The organism is Chitinophaga rhizosphaerae (assembly GCF_003958645.1).
Lineage (GTDB): Bacteria > Bacteroidota > Bacteroidia > Chitinophagales > Chitinophagaceae > Chitinophaga > Chitinophaga rhizosphaerae.
In genome coordinates this window covers 14148-35157 of record NZ_RXLO01000006.1, presented here as the reverse complement: position 1 = coordinate 35157, position 21010 = coordinate 14148, and the positions used below count along the sequence as shown (strand labels likewise).

Below are 21010 nucleotides of genomic sequence, written 5' to 3'. Positions count from 1 at the left end.
TTCCCTTCTAACTTCCAAACATTTTCACGGAAATCTTTAACAAATTTTGTTTTCAATCATACAATTCTAATCCCTTGATCCCGAATGGCCTAACATATAAGACAAATCAGGAACCCGATCAGATGGGTTTATCCCCACGATTTCCACAAAAAATGGCGTATATTTGCTGCTCGCAATTCACCCGAAAACTTACTAGCCCAGCATGCGAAGTGCTGGGCTTTTTGTTTTTATGAATGAAGGAATGATTATATATCTGTCTGAAACACAACACAATATGCATATGGATCAGCTAAAATTGAAATTGCAGGAGTATTACCAGAACTACCGGAAGCTAGACAAACAGCCGAAGGAACAGGCAGTGCCTAAAGGCGCCGGCACCGTTCACGACCTGGAGAGCGACATCCTCACCCAATTCGGCCTGCCCGTTTCCAAAAGATTCGTGCAGATTCTGCATGATTTTGTGAACCACGGCACGGTTAACGACCAGCTGCTGGATTACGTATCCCGGAAACTGCGCACCGCCGCAAGGAAATATCTGCTGTCACCCGTTATGAGCGATCTCGATCAGCTCAACCAGGCGATGGAACAAAAACGCAGTCCGTTCGACGTACTGCCCGAACTCGGCTACCCCGCGCACGATTACGCCGTGTTCCTCATCGGCGAACTGCTGTACCGCCGCAACATGCCTGCCCAGGATATCCTCGACGAGCTCCAGCAGGTACAGGTGCACAATAGCTGGGAAGACCTCATCGTACTGTCCAAAATCAGCAATTACAGCAGCCATGAACTGTACGCCAAATTGAAAAAATACCAGCTCCGGTTCGTGGACGACTTCATCCAGCACATCCACCGCCAGGAAACCACCCGCCCCGCAGCCCGCAAAAGACTGTCGCCCGCGGAAGAAGGCTACAAGCCCAATTATAAAACGATCTCCAAAGTGCTCGTGGAAGACATCGTGTTCGACGATAAAACCACCCCGAGCCTCTTCGGAAAACAGAAATCCGGCAGCCGCTACACCCGCATCACCATCGGACTGGAGTTCTCCGAGCTCAACCAGCTCCTCATGGCCAGCGGTGAGCTCGGCACGCAGATCAGCAATGCCATCAAAAAACGCCTGACCAATCCCGCCAGCGCAAAACCCCTCGTTATCGACATCAAAGCAGAATTCGGGGAACCGCTGAAACTGGACAACGTTTACCTGGAGGTATATAAACCGCAACACCAGGAAAACGGCAAGTGGGCGGAAGACAAGGACCCGTTCTATTTCGTAGACAAGATCCTGTCCAAAAAAGAATTCGAAAAGAAAGCCAAGGAAGCCGAAGTGAAAACCAAGATCCAGGAATGCCTGGAACTGATCGGCGGTTCCTATGTATATTATCAGCGCCTCCGCCGCCTCGGCATCACCGAAGACGAAGCCAAGCTTCGCGCCGGGCTGCAAGACGAACTGCTGTACAAGTTGAGCTATTACCTCAACAAACTGAAAGATTAACCTGATTTTTCATATTGCGATCCTTTCTGCGTGAACAGAGAAGAGCCTCCCGTCCCGGGAGGCTTTTTTTTGGCAATCGTCCAAACCATATGTAATTCGTCCCGGCCCGCATAAAAAAGCCCCGGCATTTCGCCGGGGCCATGTATTGCTTTCCCGAGTGTTCCCGGCCTGACTGCCGGAAACGGAGGTAATTGTTAGAAGTTTTTCTCCACCCTGCCTACGCGGCCGAACTGGTCCATAGACTCAACCACCACGCGGAAATTCTTCGTCTGGTCGTTGTTATAGAAGATCATCCGGGCCGTATGGCTGATGGTATCTACCACCAGGTTCGGGTTCCAGTAGAGGGTAAGGCGCTTGTCGGGCAGCTCGTGCTGGGCTTTCTTCACGGAGTAATCCGGGCTGTAGAATTCCTTGATGATGCGATAACCGCCTTTCTTCAGGAGCTCCAGTTTTTTGGCGTTCGGATCGGGACGGGAATCGCCGCCCTTGCGGGTCCAGATGGCGATGGCCCCGTTGGCGCCGCCGAACCCGCCCATGAACGGGGGCCGGAACACCTTGATAAGGGCAACATCGGCCATGGGAATGTTCGCGACCGTGCCCACATCCACCGGCATCTGGTCGAGGAACACGCCGGGAGCGCCGCCGCGCCAGCTAAGGCTCGGGTTGCTCATGTCTCCCTGGATCTGCAAACCGGGCACACGGGCCTGGAGGTATTGGAACACGTTGAAATTTGTGGGCGTTTCGTTGGTCAGGTCGAAGGTATAACCGTTGTCGCTGCTGAACATCCCGCTCGCGTAGCGCGACGATGTGGTTTGTTCGGCCGTGGGCTTTTTGGCATTCACGTCCACCGTTTTCAGCTGGATCGTCCGGTTGGTGATCATGCGGTTTACACTGTTGCCTTCCATCACGGTAGCAAGGTAATTCTTCAGGATCCGGTTGTCCATCGGCGGCGGCGGCAACAACGGAATGGGCGTTTTCACCGGTGCGTACACATCAAAGAAATGGCGGTCGAATTCCACGACCACTTCTCGGTTTTGCTTGGTGTCGCGCTGGCCCTGGAAGTAGAAGAGGGCCGTATCGCCGAAAACGAGGTTATTGAGCGCGAACGTGCCGTTCGGCTGGATCGGCGCCATGAGGAAGCTCTGCGTACTGTCTCTCGGAATGCGGATGAGGAAATTGACGTTCCCGCCCTGCAAAGGCTGCCTTGCCGGCGTCATGGCTTTACCCGTGATGGTAACGCCCTGTTCGTACGGGTATTTGATGGTGGGGAATTTATCCCGGAGGATTTCCTGCCAGCTGAACCGGCGCCACCCGTTCGTCATCATCACCAGGTCGAGCGCCTGGGAAGCTTTCGCGCTGGTATCCCGGAAGTAATAGTAAGGATTGTGCACATAACCTTTGAGGTCGGACGTGAGGAAGGTATGGCTCATGATGTTGTTGGCGTAAGGATCGTAGGCCACCTGGTCGGCATCGGTGATCGACGCGGATATGCGGCCGCGCATGGAATCGGGGACCTGCAGCACCAGCTCCGTACGTTGACGGGGCCCTTTATTCAGCTCCTGGGGATCGAGGAAGAACTCCAGCGAATCGGTTTTCCCTTTTACATATACGATACGCTCGCTGAGCGGGGTGCCTTTGTTGTCGAACACGGTCAGTTGCATGATGCCGGAAGGGAGGTTCATTGCCGGGATGAGCCCGCTTACTTTGCCTTCCGTAACATCCAGGTCGGCCTTGTAAATCACCTGGTTATGCATTTGCGCGATGAGGAGCATGTCGTTCTGCGAGGCGTCGAGGTTGTTGAAGCCGGTCAGGTAGAAGATGCGCGCACCGCGGTTATAGACTTTCAGGGCAATGCCGGAAGGTTTGGCGGCGGGAATGTCGAACGATTTTTGCTGCCCGCCTGCATTGGTGACCACCGCTTTATAACTTTCGCCCGGAGCGGGTTTCAGTTCAAAGCTCCCCATACCGTCGTGCAACGTTTCAATGACCGCTACCTGGGCGCCTTTGGAGTCTTTCACGACCCCGGCTACCTTTGCGGGATACCCGTTTTCATCGATGGCCTTGAAGGCTACGGCACTGCTAACGTCGGTGATGAGGTCGCCGCCTTCGGGGAAGAACTGAACGGAATATTCCTTGGGGGCGGCCGCTTCTCCGGCTTTGCCGGTTTTGGGATCGAACACCTGGATATTTTTAAAGAACATGAAGGTGGTATCGAAGTTAAGCATCCAGGCGGTATAGGCGCGGAGCTGGTAAAGGCCGGGCTTGGTGTTCTCCGGCAGCGAGAATTCTCCCGCCGCGCCGCCGTCGTAAACAAGCAGCAGTTCCTTCTGCACGATGGTCCCTTTCGCGTCGCGAAGCTCGGCATAGAGGTTACGGGCACCGTAGGCGGGAAGATCGTTCAGCGTCACGTACCCCGAGAACCAGATCGTTTCCCCGGCGGCATAATAATCCTTGTCCAGGTGCAGATACACCTTTTCCTGCGGGTAATTATTGATGAATTTTTCTAAAGCCTGAATGATGCGTTCTGTCCAGTCGTCGGGTTTGGCGAAGCCCGAAGCGCCCCAGAAGCAAAGGCCGAGAAGACCGGCTACCATTAGCTTGCGGAGCTTTTTCAGGGAAGTTTGTTGCATGGATTGCGGATCGTTTAATGTACCAAGATAATCAATTACGAATAATTAGTAGGGCGGGCACCTGTTTTTTTAACATTTCGTTTTTGATGGTTTATTGCGAAATTCGCCGCCGGTAGACCGGCAAATTATGAATATGGAATATGCTCAATCGGAAAAGGCGGACCTGGTGGTGACCGGCGGCGGCGCGGCAGGATTTTTCTGCGCGGTGAATGCCGCGAGGTTGCATCCCGGTAAAAAGATCGTGCTATTGGAGAAAACGGGCAAGGTGCTGTCGAAGGTGAAAGTGTCGGGCGGTGGCCGCTGCAATGTGACGCATGCACTGGATAGTGTGTCCGAACTGGTGAAAAGGTATCCGCGCGGCGGCAATTTCCTGAAGAAATCGTTTTCCCGGTTCTTTGTCCCCGACACGATCGCCTGGTATGCCGAAAGGGGCGTGACGCTGAAAACGGAGGCCGATGGAAGGATGTTCCCCGATTCCGACGATTCCCAGACCATTATCGACTGCCTGCTCCGCGAGGCCGACCGCCACCGCGTGCAGGTCCGCCGGCATGCAGAGGCGCAATCACTGGAACGGGTAAACGGAGAATGGAAGATCACCATCGCGGGCGGCGCTACCATCACGGCGCCGAACGTCTGCATCGCCGCGGGCGGGTACGCGTCGGCCGATAAATTCGCTTATCTCACGGCTTTGGGCCACACCATCGAGCCCCCCGCACCGTCGCTTTTCACGTTCAACATGCCGGGCAACCCGGTCACGGGCCTCATGGGCGTTTCCGTCCCCGAAGCCGCCGTTCGCATCGCCGGCAGTAAACTTGCGGAGAAAGGCCCGTTGCTGATCACCCATTGGGGGATGAGCGGCCCGGCCGTGCTGCGGCTCTCCGCCTGGGGCGCGCGTTACCTGCAGGAGCAGCAATATAAATTCACGCTGATCGTCAACTGGCTGCCGGAAATGAACGAAAACGCCCTGCGCGACGCGTGGCCGCAATGGCGGCAGGAGTTGGGCAAACAGCAGACCGGAACCCGCAATCCGTTCGGGCTGCCGTCCCGGCTATGGCTCTTTTTGCTCGCCGAAGCCGGCATTTCCGAATCCACCCGTTGGGCGGAAATCCCCGCCAAAGAGCAAAACCGGCTGATCAGGCTGCTCACGGCCATGGAATTCCCGGTGTCGGGGAAAACGACGTTCAAGGAAGAATTCGTGACCTGCGGAGGCATCCGCCTGTCGGAAATTGACCCGCTCACCATGCAAAGCCGCGTGGTGCCGGGGTTGTATTTTGCAGGAGAAGTGATGGACGTGGACGGGATCACCGGCGGCTTTAATTTCCAGCATGCCTGGACGAGCGGCTGGATCGCCGCGCAGCTCGAAGGGGCGCAAACTTAAAAAAAGCTCAGTCCCGCCTGCCAACCCAGCCATCCCGCGCGGCCTTCGGCCGACGAAAAGCCGGGATATCCCTTCCATGGCCGGTCTGCGATCAGATTGTTATCGTCCATGAACGTAAAGGCGGGTCCGCCGTAAACCGTCACCCAATTGCCCAGCCGCACCCGCAGGGAAGGGGAGGCGCGCCAGGCCTGGGCGAGCGATTTCCAGCCGTTATCGAAAAAGTTCAGTTGCGACACGTCCGTATTCATCGATAATCTTCCTTTCAATTTCCATTCGCCGCCGAAACCAAGCCCCAGGTAATGCATGCCGTTGCGCGTGCCGCCGGAAAGGATGGAGTAAAAGCCCCTCCGGCCGCTTTTGAACTGCAGGTTGGCGGGCATCAGGTCGCTGGAGAACGCCTCCAGCCGGTAATACCCTTTTTTCTTCACGATGGTGACCAGTCCGAAAGCCACGCCGTCGGAGCTATCGGCGATATTGACCAGCCCGAACTGCACGCCGCGGTTATACCCTGCGCTGTTGCCGATGGACGACAGTTGCAGGCCGCGCATGGTATCGCGGGCATGGTTCCAGCCGCCGGTGATTTGCACGCCATGGCCGCTCCCGTGATGTTGGTTGTAAAGCCCCGAAATCTGGATGCCGGGGGCGATGCTGCCGGGGTTCCTGGCTGCCGTATCTTTTATGGGATGGTGAAGATCGATTTTGCCTGCGGCGTGATTGATAAGCCCGGCGATCTGCAAACCATTCATTTCCTTGGTGTAATTGATGAGCCCCGTGATCTGCGCACCCTGGGAATTGCCGCGCACGCGGTTGATGAGGCCGCTGATCTGGATCCCGTTGAGGTGCCCGCCGCTATGGTTCATAAGCCCGCTGATCTGTGCGCCGGTCACGTCGCCGCGGATGGTGTTGTACAGCCCGGATACCTGGATGCCTTTCACGGAATCCAGGGCGCGGTTGAAGATCCCCGAAATCTGTGCGCCCATGAGCCAGCCATCTGCGATATTACTGATGCCGCCTACCTGCGCGCCTTCCACGAATTCCATATTCCGGTTAAAGATACCGGCCACCTGCACGCCGCGCACCGAGCCGCCCACAAGGTTGAAAATGCCCGCTACCTGCGCGTATTGCGCATTGCCTTTGTTGATATTGAAGCCCCCGGCGATTTCCAGGCCGTCGAGCCCTGCAGAATAGCCGCCTACAAGGTTGAGGGAAAATTTATTGACCACCTGCCCGGCCATCTTTCCATGGGAGCCAAGCGATGGTACGAGCGAGGATTGTACCGGCTTTTCCGCGAAGAATTTTCCGATGTTGCGGGTTTGCCGGCGGAGATTTTCGCTCAGCAGGCGGCTGCCCAGCCACGTTCTGTCTACTTTATCGGACACGGTGAATTCCCGCAGTTTTACCGGCATGGCCGGCGAAATGGCGACGGAGATTTCCCGGTCGAAGCCGGGCATCACGTACAGCATCGTATCGATGTAAAACTCTTTGCTGACCGTTATCTGGATGGAAGGCTGTTTCCCCTTGTCTTTCAGCCGCAGGTGGAAATATCCGTCTGTATTGGTGAAGGCGCTCATGAGGTCGGAGCGCTCGTAAATACTGGCGTTCACGATCATTTCGCCGTTGTATTTGTCGCGCACGTAGCCGCTGATGGTGTAAAACCGTTCCCTGGCGCCTTCGGTTGCGTTGAGGATAATATGCCCGTCTACCACCGAATACCGGATGCGGCCCTGGAAGAGCTGGTCGAGCACCTGGCGGATGGGTTTCCGCTGCACGGTGAGGTTCACGAGGCTATCGCCCCGGAAAGGCCTGCCGGCGTAGGAGAAACTGAGGCCCGACTGGGCGGTGATTTTAGACAGAACGGAATCTACCGGCCAGTTAATGGCCCGGAAGGAAACGGTTTGCTGGAGTTGTTGCTGCGCCATCAGGCAGCTTGGCCAGAGGAGCAGGGCGATGAGACAGTTGCGGAACAAGTTGGAGCAGGGTTTGAACATGGCGGACGCCGACCTCCTTGTGGAGACCGGCGGGCCAAAATTAGCGTAAAACGTTCAATGGATGGGGGAGAAAAAAGGACAGCCGGTTAGAAAATGCCCGCTTTCACGCCCAGGGAGAATCCGGGGGCGCTGAGTTTCTCGTCGGTCGTGTGCAGGCCGCCCACGCCGAACACCCTCCGGTACGAACCACCCGCTACTACGCGGAGGTAATGGGTGATGTTCATTTCCAGCTGAACGAAGGGCTCGGCCACTACTACCGAGCTGGACCCATAGACGTGATCGCGGCCTTTATCGAATTTTTCGCGTTCGGAAACCCCGCCGCCGCCGATGAGGGTGCCGGCCGACCAATGGAAAAGTTTGTCGGAGTTATGCACGTATTCGACTACGGCGCCGGTGTACCAGAAATTGAGTACGGGGCGGTCGGGCGCTTCTACGCGGATGTTGTTGGCAAGACTTTTGGCGCCGGCGCCGAGGAGCCATTTTTTGTTGAGGAAAACGCCTCCGTAGGCGCCGGTGAGGACGGCAAAATCGCCATTCAGGGCGGAGATCGTGCCAAAACCGTGGCCATAGGCGCCGAAAGATTTGGCTTTGGAGGTTTTGCCGGCCAGGGTTTCGATTTCCTGGGCATTGGCGGCGGTGATGATTAACATCGATACGAAGAGTGTAAGCAGCTTTTTCATATTGTAAAGTTTTTTGTTTGCTGCTATTATGACGGACAAATCGCCCCTCCCCCCATAAACCGGTAAAAAAATATTTCCTGAATGAAAATGAACAGCCGTTCTATAGAATGAACGAAATGAACAGAAGTATTAGTTATAAATTGATTAACAAACCTTATTATCTAAATCCCAAAATTATGGAAAACACCTACTTCGGCTGCGAGCCGCTCGAGGCACAAGACATGCAGAACATTCAGGGCGGTGCTTATGTGGCCAATCTTTTGACCCTCGTAAAAGGCGCATATTTCCTTACAAAAGGATTTACCATGAATGTGCCCCTTGCCGGCCCCCTGGCATTCGGACTCCTGACCTCTTTCGTAGATCCCCTGGTAACAGCTGCGTAATCACCACTGTAGTTACAAAAAATGACAGGCAATCTGCAGGCGCAGGTTGCCTGTTTTGTTTATGATAATACTAACTATGGATTAGTTCCCGTCTGCCCGATCGGGCAGGGGCATGAGCAGGTAACAAGGGAAAAGGAAGGTATGTTGGCGGCATCGCCTACAGGTAATGGATACCCGGCGGATAGCTGTTGCCCAGCGCACCGGTCAGCGCCCGGAAATCTTCTGGGCTCCGGAGGAAGTCCATCTGCGTGGTGTCTATCATAAGCGTGCGCATGGGATACTGGCGGAGGAACTGCATATACATATCCTGCACCCGTTCCAGGTAGCTGTTTTTGATCTGCTGTTCGTACGGCCGCCCGCGCTTGCGGATGTTGCGCTGCAACTGGTCTACCGGCGTGTTGAGGAAAATGAGGATGTCGGGCTGGGGGAGTTGGGGATTGATGATGTCGAACAGCTTTTGATAGAGCGAAAACTCGTCGGCCTCCAGGTTCATCTTGGCGAACAGCAGGCTTTTGATGAAGAGGTAATCGCTGATGGTCTGGGGCGAAAAAAGATCCGGCCCGATCATGTCTTTCAGTTGTTTATACCGTTCGGCCATGAAGAACAGCTCCAGCGGAAAGGCATACTGGGCGGGGTCTGCGTAAAACTTGGGCAGGAAGGGATTGTCTGCGAACTCCTCCAGCACCAGGCGCGCCCGGTAATGCTCGGCGAGCTGGTACGCGAGGGTCGTTTTCCCCGAGCCGATGTTCCCTTCTATGGTAATGAACGGGTATTGCATGGGTTAATGTGGAGCAGTAGCGAGTTTCACCGCAGGCAGCGGGTCCGGACAGGCCGCCAGCAGCTCGGCAACGGTCAGTTGCAGGATGGGATGCACCCTTTCCCCCGCGATCTCCGCCAGGGGCGCCAGCACGAAACGGCGGTTCTGGAGCTGGGGATGCGGTACTTTCAGTTGCGGAAGGGTAATGACATCGTTGTTGAAAAACAGCATGTCGATATCGATCACCCGCGCCCCCCACTTCAATCGCCGCACACGGCCGATCCTGCGCTCGATGTCTAGCATGAGGCGCAGCAGCGAGGGCGCGTCGAGCGCCGTTTCCAGTTCCAGGGCCTGGTTCAGGTAGTCGGGCTGGGCAACGCCTCCCCAGGCAGCGGTTTCGTACAGCGCCGATTCGCGTACCACGGCCCCGGCCTCCGCCTGCAGGAGTTTCACCGCTTCCAGGAGGTTCGCGGAGCGGTCTCCCATGTTGCCACCTATCAGTAATATTGCAGTATTCATGAATTTGACGGCTCAAAAGTACCCATATTCCGTATTTTTGAGAAAATTAATATAGATTTCCGTCCAATAACCAGATACTCATGCGCAGTTTCCTCAAATTTTTCCTGGCATCCTTTGTAGCCCTCATCGTTTTCTCCGTTATTTCCTTCTTTTTCATGCTGATGCTGCTCGCCCGCCTGGGCGCCGGCGCCCGCGAAAAAGTAGTGGTAGGGCCCAACGCCGTTGTAGTGGTAGACCTCAGCCAGCAATTCCATGAACTGCGGAAAGACGATCCCTTCCTGAACCTGATCGCCGGCGGCGCAGGCAATGCTCCCGGGCTTTTCGATGCCGTGCGCATCATCCGCGAAGCGGCCACAGACGGTAATGTAAAAGGTATTTACATCAAGGCCGATGGCAACGGTAACGGGTATGCCGCCAGTGAAGAGTTGCGCCGCGCCCTGGTGGCGTTCCGCAAAAGCGGCAAATTCGTGTATGCGTATGCGGATGGCCTCAGCCAGAACGCTTTTTACGTAGCTTCCGCCGCAGGTAAAATATATGTGCACCCGAAAGGCGCCGTCGATTTCACCGGTTTTTCCCTCACCACCGCCTACATCAAAGGCCTCCTCGAAAAACTCGAGATCGAACCGCAGATTTTCTATAACGGCAAATTCAAATCCGCTACAGAACCGCTCCGCGAATACAAAATGTCTGACGCCAACCGCGTTCAGACCACTTCCTTCCTCAACGAACTCTACGGCGATTTCCTCGTACACATTTCCGAAGCGAGGAATATCGACACCGCCACGCTGCACCGGTACGCTAACGAAGCGCAGATTCTGGAACCCTCCGACGCCGAGCGCCTCAAACTGATCGACGGGTTGCGGTACGACGACCAGGTGATGGACGAGATCAAACGCAGCCTGTCTATCGGCGGGGATGAATCCGTGAATTTCATCTCCCTTAATAAATATGCCGTCGCCAATCGTTTGTACGAAAGCTACAGCGGCAACATCGCTCTCATTTACGCCCAGGGCGACATCCGCTCCGGTTCCGATATCGACGACGCCATTGCCGGCGACGATTACGTGAAAATGATCCGCGATGCACGGCAGGATAAAAGCATCCGCGCCATCGTGTTCCGCGTAAACTCTCCCGGCGGCAGCGCACTGGCTTCCGAAAGCATCTGGCGCGAACTGACGCTGGCGCGCAAATCCAAACCCGTCATCGTTTCCATGGGCGATTACGCAGCCAGCGGCGGATATTACATTTCCTGCATGGCAGACAGCATTTTCGCAGAACACAATACCCTCACCGGTTCCATCGGCGTGTTTGCGATACTGCCCAATATGAAAGGGTTCTTCAACAGCAAGCTCGGCATTACGTTCGACGGCGTAAAGACCGGGGAATATGCAGATGCAGGTTCCACCATCCGTCCGCTCACCGAGAAGGAAAAAATGTTCATCCAGCGCGGAGTGGATTCCATCTACGCCACATTCAAACAACGGGTGGTAGACGGCCGTAAACTGAGTGCAGCGGTGGTCGACAGCATTTCGCAGGGCCGCGTGTGGACCGGCAGCCAGGCGAAGCAACTGGGCCTGGTAGACCGTTTGGGCGGTGTGCAGGACGCGATCGACTGTGCGGCGCGCATGGCCAATATTCCGGAAGTGGAGCTGGTCACGTATCCCCGTCCGAAAGGCACCATGGAAAAACTCGTAAAGCTTTTCGGGCAGGAAATGAGAGCCAGCTTCATGAAGGAAGAACTGGGCGAAGATTACCGCTTCTTCGAAACGATCAAAAAAGTACGCGCCATGCAAGGCGAAGCCCAAGCCAGGCTGCCGTACGAAATGGTGATCGATTGACCTGGTCCCGGAAAAAAACTGATATTGCGATGCCGTTTCTGAAAAGGAACGGCATTTCGCTTAAAAACGACCCTTATGTTCCGTTTGACATTCATATTGCCCGCCATGATCGTTTGCGGGCTCGCGGCTTGCCAGTCGAACGCCGCGAAAAACGCGCAGGACGCCACGCAGACCGCTTCCCCGGCCGACAGTTCGCTGCCAGCCGTTCCGGAGCTTTTCCGTGACACGGCGATGGCGTCTGCATTCGGTTTGCCGGATACGGTGACGATCGGGAGCCAGTTATACCGCGTTGTACCGTCGACCGAAGCGTTATTCGAAAGTGCGGCGGAATTCAAGCCCGATACGAGCGAAGCGAAAAACATCGCGCCGCAGCAAGACCTCGTTCGCCGCGAAGGGAACGTGCTGCATATCAAACTGAAAAACGGATCAGAAAAGGAATTCCGCGACAATGCGGAGAGCGACGGCGAAGATCATGAGGTGCATATCTATAACGGGTACCTGCCGGCGATCGGGAGTTTTGTGATAGGCAGGTTTGGATATGAAACGTACGATGTGTTGCTGGTGGATGAGAAAACCGGTGCGGAAACGCCCATTATCGGCCTGCCGCAATTATCGCCGGACGGGAAGAAGATGATCGTTTCCAACCTCGACCTGATGGCTGCGTTCACTTTTAATGGTCTGGAATATTATATAAAGACGGACAAGGGATTGGAAAAGCTGTACGATTTCAGTCCCGAAAAATGGGGCCCGGAATCCATCAAGTGGCTCGATGCCAATGTATTGGTGGGTAAATTCGGGGTGTTGACGAAAGAAAATGACCTGCTTTATCATTACGTCCGCCTGGAGCCGGTAAGGAAATAGGGGATGCCGAAGGCCGGTCCCCGGGGCGGGGAAGCCACACACATGGGCGGCATGCGCCCGGTATGGAGACCCCGTCCCCGGTGCGAAAAGCATTGCTTTCATGGCCGGACCGGAAACTGCCGGCTTTTTAGATTGCAGCCATATATCGCCGGCATCAGTTGGCGGTTATTACCTGTCGGGGATGCCCGGTCAGCCCTCTTCGGTGTACACGGGGTCGCGTTCTTCGGGGGTGAGGCGGATCACGTTGTTGTGATTTTCATCAACGATTTTCTGGGCTTGCATGCGGAGGCGGCGGAGCCCGTCGGCCAGGGCTTCCATGGATTTTTCGGCGGCTTCCGCGATCTCGTTGTGGTGGCGGATGACGTTGCTCAGTCTTTTGATGTGCTCATTGATCACGTTGCAAATGATCTGGGATCCGCTAAAGGGGTCGAATTCCTGGAGACGTTGCAGGATGTCGTCGTAACAGCGGCACATCTGTTCTACGGCTGGTGTAGGGGCGGCAGCAGCGGCTGCCTGCACTTTTTTCTCTGCCATACAGGTTGGATTTTAGGGCGCCTATTCGGCATGATTGGTTGTTCGAAACGCGGTTTATGACTCTCGTCCAGGCCTGCAACTTAAGAAAAGACCGCCGCCCGGCGCTTTCAAAAATTGTTAACCGGGCGTTATTGGTAGGTTAAAGCCCAGCAAACGGCCCCTGGAGCGGCCCCGCAGATTTCAGGGGATAATTGATCGTTGTTTGCTAGTTTTGCCCCTTGTTAAAGATTCATAGCATGGCGTCAGCATACAATCAGCGTAAGGCAATGTGGGCAATTACGAAGGCAAGCATCCGGGCGATGTTCCGGAGCCCCTCGGCAGTGGTTTTCAGCCTGGCATTCCCGCTGGTCTTCATTTTGGTGTTCGGTTTCATCGGCGGAAGGTCGGGTTCGGTAAAAGTCGGGATCGATAAACGGTCAGACACCGCCAGCCAGATGTACCAACGCCTCGCCGCCGCGCCCAACATTAAGCTCGTAACAGGCGAGCCGCAGGCGGAAATGGAAGACGACCTCCGCAAAGGCCGCCTCACAGCCATTCTCCGAATCGAAAACAGGGCAGGGGCGGATAGTGCCGCGCCCAACCTGAAACTGCACGTCAAAACTTCTACCGCCACCAGTCCGGACAACAAAGCGCAACTCATCAATGTGCTCCAGATGGGCATCAACGCGGCCAACGACGTGGTGTACCCGCGCCCATCCGTGGCGGAGATCATTCCCGAAACGGTGCCCGGCCGCCAATACAAGCCTATCGACTTCATCCTGCCCGGCCAGCTGGGCTTTTCGCTGCTGAGCGCCGCTGTTTTCGGTACGGCGTTCCTCTTTTTCAGTTTGCGGCAGACGCTGGTGCTGAAACGTTTCTTCGCCACGCCCATCCACCGGATGTACATCATTCTCGGCGAAGCCATCAGCCGGCTGCTGTTCCAGTCGTTCGGCTCCATCGTGATCATCGGGCTGGGGTATTTCGCGTTCGGGTTTACGCTGGTAAACGGGTTCGTGACTTTCCTGGAAATGCTTATCCTTTGCCTGTTCGGGCTCATCGTGTTCATGGGCTTCGGTTTCGTGGTGAGCGGTATCGCCAGGTCGGAAAGCACCATCCCGCCGATGGCCAACATCGTGACATTGCCGCAGTTCCTGCTTGCCGGCACGTTTTTTTCGGTGGATGTGTTCCCCGCCTGGCTGCAACCCATTTGCAAGATCATGCCGCTGACTTACCTGAACGATGCCTTGCGGAAGATCGCTTTTGAAGGGATGCACCTGTGGGACCTGGGCCCGCAATTGCTGGTGCTCACCATCTGGGGCGTGGTGGTGTACGGCGTGGCCGTGAAAGTGTTCCGCTGGGAATAGCACTTGACAACCGTAATAAAACCTGATATGAGATTATTTAAATTCTTCCTGATCTCGGTAGCCATTCTCGGCGCGCTGATCTTCCTGCTGTCGCTGGCGTTCCCGTCTACCGCGCTGCTGGAACGCTCCGGCGCCATAGAAGCGCCGGCAGACAAGGTGTATACTTACCTGACCGACCTGAAAACCTGGAAAAACTGGAACCCCTGGCACCCGGAATTCAGCCTGAAGCCCGGCGTGTCGGTGAATTACGGTCCGGTTACCACGGGAGAAGGCGCATCTTACACCTGGGCGGTGCCCGGGAGCAGCGAGCCCGGCCGCGTCCGGATCACGGAGGTAGTGCCCGGCAAAAGCGTGACTTACATCCTGATACATCCGGATATGAAGCATATTACCGCGCATTTCGACCTCAAACCTACGGCCGACGGGCAGGGAACGGCCATCCTATGGCGGTTCGAAGCCCATGTGGGCATGGCGCCCTGGTGGAAGCTCCGCGGGTTCATGATGGACCGGATGTTCGGCGCTACGATGGAAGACGGGCTGAACCACCTGAAAAGCCTGGCCGAAGCACCATAATTTTTTTATGTTGAACGGTTTGGAAATCTTCCGTTTTCCGGCGTAATTTCCGTGTTCATTCAAATCCTATTTTTATGAAAAGCATGTTATTGGGCCTCGCCCTTCTTTTCTCCGCAACAGCAGTAGTAGCGCAAGATCCGCCGAAAAGCCCGCTGGTATCGGCGTCCGGCGACAATGTCGAAATTTCCTACAGCCAGCCCTCCAAAAGAGGCCGCGTGATCTTCGGTGAGCTGGTTCCGTACGATAAAGTATGGCGCGCAGGGGCCAATATGTCAACCGATATTACTTTCAAGAAAGACGTATCGTTCGGCGGCCAGAAAGTGAAAGCAGGTTCTTACGCCCTGTTCATCATCCCCACCGCAAAGGAATTCACGGTGATCCTGAACTCGCAGACCAAGCAGATGGGCGCTTCCCAGTACGAAGCCAACAAAAGCAAGAACGTAGCCGAAGTGAAAGTTCCCCGTCAGAAAACGGCTTCCACCGTTGAAAAACTGACGTATTCCTTCCCGAAAGGCAATCTGCAGATGGAGTGGGACGATACCAAAATTTCCGTTCCGGTAAAATAATTACCGCACCAGCAACACAGCTAACGCATTTTTTACACCCTCCCGCAAAACGGGAGGGTTTTTTATGGCTGGCGGGAGGATGACCGTTTGCCGTATTCCTCCAGCATTTCTAAAATACAGTCGTATACGGTGGTCAGTTGCTCGTCGGTAATGACGTACGGGGGAAGAATGTACAGCGTATTGCCGAGCGGGCGGAGCATGACGCGTTTTTCCCGGAAGAAGCGATGCAGGAAATCCGCCAGGTTGTTGACGTAGCTGTCTGCCTCGCCGGTATTCACTTCAAACGCGAGAATGGTGCCGGTTTGCCGCACGTTTTTCACGCGGGGATGCTGGCGGAGGGTTTCCCCAAACGCCTGGTGCCGCGCTGCGATCCGGCGGCGGTTTTGCGCACAGGCGGGGTCGAGGAACAATTCCAGGCTGGCCAGCGCCGCCGCGCAGGTGAACGGGTTGGCGGTGTAGGAATGGCCGTGGAAGAGGGTTTTAAGCTTGTCGTTGCTGAGGAATGCTTCGTAGATCGCTTCGGTACAGGTGGTAACGCCCATAGCCATCGTGCCGCCGGTCAACCCCTTCGACAACGTGATCATATCCGGCGGTGTACTGAGCTGTTCCATGGCGAAGTTGGTGCCCGTCCGGCCGAAGCCCGTCATCACTTCGTCGGCGATGAGCAGGATGCCTTGGCTACGGCAATGCGCCAGCAGCGTATCGAATGCTTTGATGTTGTACATGATCATGCCGCCGGAACCGAGGACCAGCGGTTCGAAAATGAATGCGCCGGTGTCTCCGGCGATGGCGTCGATCTGCCGGAGCAATGCCGGCAGGTTTTCGGCGGTGGGCAAGTCGAGGAAGGTGACTTCGAAGAGATAATCGTCGAACGCCCGGGTGAACACGCTGCGGGCCGACACGCTCATCGCGCCGAACGTATCGCCATGATAGGCGTCATGGAAGGCGAGGAGTTTGCGGCGGGGGGTGCCGTTGTTCTGCCAGTACTGGATCGTCATTTTCAGCGCCACTTCCACGGCGGTGGAGCCGTTGTCGGAATAAAACACCCGCGCCTGGGCGCCCGGCAATACCGGCAGGAGCTGCTCTGCCAGTGAAACGGCCGGCTCGTGGGTATATCCCGCGAAAATGGCGTGGTGCAATACAGCGGCCTGTTGTGCCAGCCGCTTCGTGATATGCGGATGGGCGTGGCCATGAATGTTGACCCACCAGCTGGAGGTGGCGTCTATATAGGTTTGGCCGTGCTCGTCGGTCAACACGGCGCCTTCGCCCTTTACAATGCCTATCGGTGCGGGGGCCGTCTGCATCTGGGTGTAGGGATGCCAGATCACGGCCTGGTCGCGCTCGCTTAAACTCTTTTGCATCCCACAAATGTACTCCATCATCCGTACAACGGAAATAACGATATCACATATTCATGTTTCCCCTAATTCAATTGCAGAGCCAACCAATTGCCTACCTTTGTGTTGTATGTAGATGGCATGGTTTTGGCCATTCTCCGTTGTTTTATCACCATATCCGGACAATTTACCGTAAGAACCCAAAAGCTACATTATGGAAGGAAAGCTCCTCGAGATCAGGGACAATGAAAACGCGAAACAATTCGAGACGCGGGTAAACGGGCACCTCGCAAAGATCGAGTACATGGAAGGCGGCAACCGCATCTTCCTGACCCACACCGAAGTAGCGCCGCAGCTCGAAGGCCAGGGAGTGGCCGCACTGCTGGTTGAGCGCGTTTTATCCATCATCGACGAGCGGGGCCAGAAAATAGTGCCCCTTTGCCCATATGTAGCCACCTATATCCGTAAACACCCGGAATGGAAAAAGCTCCTGGCACACGGGATCAACGTCTGAACACTCAATTAATCTTTGAAATATGCCCTTGACCAATTTTGACAAACTCCATCACCAACACCAGGAATGGAAAAAAGACCTGCTGCTGAACGAAAAGGAAATCAAATCCCTGCGCGACGAACTCGTTGAACTGGCCAACGGCCGCTTCGACCACGACGCCGCCGCCAAAGTGGAACATTTCCAGAACGCCCTTATCCGCCAGAAAGAAGTCGTGAACGAGCTGCTCCAGCAAGTGATCAGGGGAGATAAAATGATGTCTGAAGCCCAGGGCGACGATGCGCAGCTGCACATGCTGCACAACAAGCTGCAAGACGATGTGGAAACTTTCAACCGCCTGTTCATCGAACTGCGCGAAGAATTCAAACATTTCAAGCAGCAATTGCGCGAATCCTAAATTTTCCCAACATGGAAATGAAAAATGAATATACCAATGGCGAAGTAACGGTTGTATGGCAACCACGCATTTGCCGCCACACGGGCATCTGCGCACGCGGACTGCCCGCGGTATTCCAGCCGAAGGAAAGGCCCTGGATCAAAATAGACGGCGCCACGACAGATGCCATCATCTCCCAGGTGAAGCTTTGTCCTTCCGGCGCACTTAGTTTTTACTTGAACGCAGATAAACCGAAAGTTTAGCCAGACGAAACGTATGCAGCAATACCGCAGCGTGCAGCATGTGTTGTACGCAGACCTGAAAGACATGGGCGATATGCCCGTACGGCAGCCGTTCCCTTCCGTTCATGCAGACCGGATCGATCCCTTCCTGCTTCTTCATCATATCGACGTCAGGGTGCCCGACTACCTGCCGCCGCGCCAGGCTGGCGTGGGGCCGCACCCGCACCGGGGATTTTCGCCGGTGACGTTTATTTTCAAGGGCGGCGTCCATCATCGCGACAGCCGGGGCAACAACTCGATCGTTCGCGCAGGCGGCACCCAATGGATGCACGCAGGCATGGGGATCGTGCACTCCGAGCGCCCGCCCAACGATATTCACGATACCGGGGGCGAACAGGAGATGGTCCAGATCTGGGTGAACTCGCCATCCGGCCATAAAATGGACCAGCCTTCGTATTTCCCCTTGCATAATGTGGATACGCCAACCGTCAGGAGCGAAGACGGGCTCGTTACCATTTCCGTGGTGGCGGGGGAACTGATGGGCGTGAAAGGCCCGGTGCCCACACTTACGCCCGTCAATACCTTTACCGCGCATTTCCGCAAGGGCGGCCATTTCTACATTCCATTGCCGGAAACGCATAACGCGTTCGTGTATTTGCTGGACGGCGAAGTGAAGATCACCGGCGCCAGCGTGTACACCGGCTTCCATTGCCTCGTTTTCCGGCAAGACGGGAAGGGGATCGGCATCACGGCAGAGGAAGACACGCGCCTGTTCATCGCTTCCGGCGAACCGATCGGGGAGAAGATCGCGGCCAACGGGCCGTTTGTCATGAACACCGAAACGGAAGTGCTCGAAGCGATGCGCGACTACCAGATGGGAAAAATGGGTATATTGATCGAAGAATAAACCCTGCTCCATGACGCTTGCAGAAACCATGGCGGCCATCGCCGCCGCAGGAACGGCCCAGACGAAGAAAACGCTGATGAACCACGGCGGCCGGGAACCCATTTCCGGCGTGAAAGTCTCCGACCTGAAGATCATCCTCAAGCAGATCCGCAAAGACCAGGCCCTTGCCCTGGCGCTTTACGATACCGGGCATTACGATGCGCAATACCTGGCCGGCCTCGCCGCCAACGGCGCCCTGATGACACCCGCACAGCTACGCCACTGGGCCGAAACGCCCAACGCACCCGCCATCAGCGAGTATTCCGTGCCCTGGGTAACGGCCGAACATCCGGATGCCTGGAACATCGCGCTGTCGTGGATAGACAACCCTTCGCCGGCAATCGCCGTGAGCGGATGGGCGACGCTCGGCGGACTGGTATCCCTGCTCCCCGACGACCAGATCGACGTCCCCAAAGTGCTGGCATTGCTCAAACGTGTCGAAAAAGAAATCCACGGCGCGCCCAACCGCGTGCGCTACGTGATGAACGGGTTCGTCATCGGCGCGGGAACATACGTGGATGCCGCGCATGCCACCGCAGTGGCCGCGGCCCGTAAAATCGGAACGGTAATGGTGGACATGGGGAACACGGCCTGCAAAGTGCCCGAAGCCGAAGGGTACATCGCTGCATCGCGCGGGAGGCCGGGCGGGGCGAAGAAAAAGAAAACGCTCAAATGTTAAATAGCAAAGCCGCGCAAAAAAGCGCGGCTTTCTTTCGAAAAACCAACCCTCCGGATCAGTTTTTCTGCAACCATACCTCGTAAATCGTGCTACTGGCGCTGGTCGGGTTGAAACCGTTGCTTTGCGGCGCGGTGGCTTCGATCCCGCCATACATCCATCCGATCAGATTATTGCCGGTTTGTAATTTCCCGTAATCGATCACTTCTCCCGATTTGTCGATCAGCGAAATTGCCGGATTGAGGATGAAAGCCGCATTGGCCCCGATGTAGCCGGGGAGGGTAACATTCTTCTGGGGATATTCCTGCGTGCCATTGGAAGAACGTACGAGCGTAGAAACGCGGTTGAACCAGGGCATGAAATTCGATGCGTTGCCCGGCACTTCATTCCCGCTCTCGTCGATGTACCAGTCCGTAATACCGCCGATGAACGACACGTACGCTTCGCCGGTATTCGAATTGTAAGCGGAAATCGCCGCGCAATCGTACATGCAGAACCGTTGTTTGTAATTGGTGTCGATCTGCGCAAGGGTATTAAATCCCATATCCTGGAAATACACGGGGTTGATGAACGGCCCGCCCTGGTTGTTGAACACGCCGCCGAACACCGCCACGCCCACATTCCTGTTGGCGGGCATCACCATCTTTACCGATGGATAATCGCGCCGGTGGAACTGGTTGGTGCCATTGTACTGCTCGCTGGTCGTGATCACGCTGTAATTGGTGATCGCCGGGGCCGGACCGCTGTTGTCGATCTTGAACCGGGCGATCTGCTCGGTATATTTTCCCGTCACCCCGCCGGAATATTTCCCGGTATAATTCTGCCCCATGACGAGGTGGAACCAGTCGTTCAGCTTCACGAGATATCCACCGGTAACGGCCATACGCGGATCACTGACCGTTTTGATGTAATTGTTCGAACCGTAACCGTTCTGTACGGCAGCGATGACGCGTTGCACATCCACTGCCGTCACTTGTGAAAAAGTCTGGTAGCAGCCGTCGTTGGCACATCCGGCACCATACCCGCCGATGATATACAGCGTGTTACCGTCCTGGAAATATGCCATGTTGGTAGCACTGAGCTGGTATTGCAGGTTGGATGGGATATCTCCTTTCCAGGATTTGTTGCTGTTCATGTCGACTACCCAGATCGATGTGTTGGAGGCAGACGATGGAAAAGTGGAACCGGGACCTGCAGTGCCGTGGAACCCGTTGGTACGCCCGCCGATCAACAGCCATAAGTTGCCCATGGTGGCGATGCAGAAAGATTGCAATGCGGGCGCCGGCTGGTTCGCGGCTTTCTTCAATGTGATGGTGTAAGGCGCCTGTGCAGTGGCTTGCAGACAGCCGCAAAGCAACAGGCCGAATATCAATTGTTTCATGG

At 55.7% G+C, this 21010-nt stretch carries 22 protein-coding genes; 14 read left to right on the top strand and 8 right to left on the bottom strand.

The genetic code is table 11. The features are described from left to right. Positions 1–280: 280 nt before the first annotated feature. Entirely contained in the window at positions 281–1489 is a 1209-nt protein-coding gene (locus EJ361_RS15305) for a hypothetical protein (RefSeq protein ID WP_126246518.1), read from the top strand. Positions 1490–1683: 194 nt separating this feature from the next. Here the strand turns inward: EJ361_RS15305 and EJ361_RS15300 are convergent, their stop codons facing one another. After that, entirely contained in the window at positions 1684–4119 is a 2436-nt protein-coding gene (locus EJ361_RS15300; RefSeq protein WP_126246517.1) for an MG2 domain-containing protein, read from the bottom strand. 133 nt (positions 4120–4252) lie between these two features. On the opposite strand from EJ361_RS15300, the gene EJ361_RS15295 reads away from it, so the two are divergent. Next, a complete protein-coding gene (locus EJ361_RS15295) occupies positions 4253–5497 on the top strand; it encodes a BaiN/RdsA family NAD(P)/FAD-dependent oxidoreductase (protein ID WP_126246516.1) in 1245 nt (414 codons plus the stop codon). On the opposite strand, the gene EJ361_RS15290 is transcribed toward EJ361_RS15295, so the two are convergent. Continuing rightward, positions 5494–7464, bottom strand: a complete 1971-nt coding sequence (locus EJ361_RS15290) for an STN and carboxypeptidase regulatory-like domain-containing protein (RefSeq protein ID WP_126246515.1) — start codon at positions 7462–7464, stop codon at positions 5494–5496. The two genes, EJ361_RS15295 and EJ361_RS15290, sit on opposite strands and share 4 nt — an antisense overlap. A 107-nt stretch (positions 7465–7571) precedes the next feature. Continuing rightward, positions 7572–8165, bottom strand: coding sequence for a hypothetical protein (locus EJ361_RS15285; protein ID WP_126246514.1), 594 nt, complete (start codon positions 8163–8165; stop codon positions 7572–7574). Positions 8166–8341: 176 nt separating this feature from the next. On the opposite strand from EJ361_RS15285, the gene EJ361_RS15280 reads away from it, so the two are divergent. Continuing rightward, positions 8342–8548, top strand: a complete 207-nt coding sequence (locus EJ361_RS15280; protein WP_126246513.1) for a hypothetical protein — start codon at positions 8342–8344, stop codon at positions 8546–8548. 157 nt (positions 8549–8705) lie between these two features. On the opposite strand, the gene EJ361_RS15275 is transcribed toward EJ361_RS15280, so the two are convergent. Both EJ361_RS15275 and folK read right to left on the bottom strand, forming a co-directional pair. After that, on the bottom strand, positions 8706–9326 hold the full coding sequence (locus EJ361_RS15275; RefSeq protein WP_126246512.1) for a deoxynucleoside kinase: 621 nt from the start codon (positions 9324–9326) through the stop codon (positions 8706–8708). Positions 9327–9329: 3 nt separating this feature from the next. Next, positions 9330–9824, bottom strand: coding sequence for a 2-amino-4-hydroxy-6-hydroxymethyldihydropteridine diphosphokinase (folK, locus tag EJ361_RS15270; RefSeq protein WP_126246511.1), 495 nt, complete (start codon positions 9822–9824; stop codon positions 9330–9332). An 80-nt stretch (positions 9825–9904) separates the two neighbouring features. On the opposite strand from folK, the gene sppA reads away from it, so the two are divergent. Both sppA and EJ361_RS15260 read left to right on the top strand, forming a co-directional pair. Further along, positions 9905–11662 (top strand): signal peptide peptidase SppA, encoded by a 1758-nt coding sequence (gene sppA / locus EJ361_RS15265; RefSeq protein WP_126246510.1) that lies wholly within the window; start codon positions 9905–9907, stop codon positions 11660–11662. A 75-nt stretch (positions 11663–11737) separates the two neighbouring features. After that, on the top strand, positions 11738–12523 hold the full coding sequence (locus tag EJ361_RS15260; protein ID WP_126246509.1) for a hypothetical protein: 786 nt from the start codon (positions 11738–11740) through the stop codon (positions 12521–12523). A 189-nt stretch (positions 12524–12712) separates the two neighbouring features. On the opposite strand, the gene EJ361_RS15255 is transcribed toward EJ361_RS15260, so the two are convergent. Further along, on the bottom strand, positions 12713–13057 hold the full coding sequence (locus EJ361_RS15255) for a hypothetical protein (protein ID WP_126246508.1): 345 nt from the start codon (positions 13055–13057) through the stop codon (positions 12713–12715). Positions 13058–13323: 266 nt separating this feature from the next. On the opposite strand from EJ361_RS15255, the gene EJ361_RS15250 reads away from it, so the two are divergent. The 4 genes from EJ361_RS15250 (at position 13324) to EJ361_RS26165 (ending at position 15622) form a co-directional block, all read left to right on the top strand. After that, a complete protein-coding gene (locus tag EJ361_RS15250; RefSeq protein ID WP_240646640.1) occupies positions 13324–14400 on the top strand; it encodes an ABC transporter permease in 1077 nt (358 codons plus the stop codon). A 27-nt stretch (positions 14401–14427) separates the two neighbouring features. Beyond that, on the top strand, positions 14428–14973 hold the full coding sequence (locus EJ361_RS15245) for an SRPBCC family protein (RefSeq protein ID WP_126246506.1): 546 nt from the start codon (positions 14428–14430) through the stop codon (positions 14971–14973). 74 nt (positions 14974–15047) lie between these two features. Then, a complete protein-coding gene (locus tag EJ361_RS15240; RefSeq protein ID WP_126246505.1) occupies positions 15048–15539 on the top strand; it encodes a DUF2911 domain-containing protein in 492 nt (163 codons plus the stop codon). Next, complete coding sequence (locus EJ361_RS26165) at positions 15503–15622, top strand: hypothetical protein (RefSeq protein WP_126246504.1); 120 nt, start codon at positions 15503–15505, stop codon at positions 15620–15622. The genes EJ361_RS15240 and EJ361_RS26165 overlap by 37 nt, the downstream gene beginning before the upstream one ends. Here EJ361_RS26165 and bioA read toward each other — a convergent pair. Then, positions 15602–16900, bottom strand: coding sequence for an adenosylmethionine--8-amino-7-oxononanoate transaminase (gene bioA, locus EJ361_RS15230; RefSeq protein ID WP_126246503.1), 1299 nt, complete (start codon positions 16898–16900; stop codon positions 15602–15604). The genes EJ361_RS26165 and bioA overlap by 21 nt on opposite strands. Positions 16901–17090: 190 nt before the next feature. Here bioA and EJ361_RS15225 point away from each other — a divergent pair, with 190 nt between their 5' ends. The 5 genes from EJ361_RS15225 to EJ361_RS15205 are packed head-to-tail and all read left to right on the top strand — an operon-like array spanning position 17091 to position 19630. Further along, the gene (locus EJ361_RS15225; RefSeq protein WP_126246502.1) at positions 17091–17390 is read left to right on the top strand and encodes a GNAT family N-acetyltransferase; all 300 of its coding nucleotides are present in this window, start codon (positions 17091–17093) and stop codon (positions 17388–17390) included. 22 nt (positions 17391–17412) lie between these two features. Further along, positions 17413–17784 (top strand): hypothetical protein, encoded by a 372-nt coding sequence (locus EJ361_RS15220; protein WP_126246501.1) that lies wholly within the window; start codon positions 17413–17415, stop codon positions 17782–17784. A gap of 11 nt (positions 17785–17795) precedes the next feature. Beyond that, the gene (locus tag EJ361_RS15215; RefSeq protein ID WP_126246500.1) at positions 17796–18026 is read left to right on the top strand and encodes a (4Fe-4S)-binding protein; all 231 of its coding nucleotides are present in this window, start codon (positions 17796–17798) and stop codon (positions 18024–18026) included. A gap of 13 nt (positions 18027–18039) precedes the next feature. After that, positions 18040–18912, top strand: coding sequence for a pirin family protein (locus EJ361_RS15210; RefSeq protein ID WP_126246499.1), 873 nt, complete (start codon positions 18040–18042; stop codon positions 18910–18912). Positions 18913–18922: 10 nt separating this feature from the next. Next, positions 18923–19630 carry a DNA alkylation repair protein gene (locus tag EJ361_RS15205; RefSeq protein ID WP_126246498.1) on the top strand — a complete coding sequence of 236 codons (708 nt, stop codon included), beginning with the start codon at positions 18923–18925 and terminating at the stop codon, positions 19628–19630. A gap of 55 nt (positions 19631–19685) precedes the next feature. On the opposite strand, the gene EJ361_RS15200 is transcribed toward EJ361_RS15205, so the two are convergent. After that, entirely contained in the window at positions 19686–21008 is a 1323-nt protein-coding gene (locus EJ361_RS15200) for a hypothetical protein (protein WP_126246497.1), read from the bottom strand. Positions 21009–21010 lie beyond the last annotated feature (2 nt).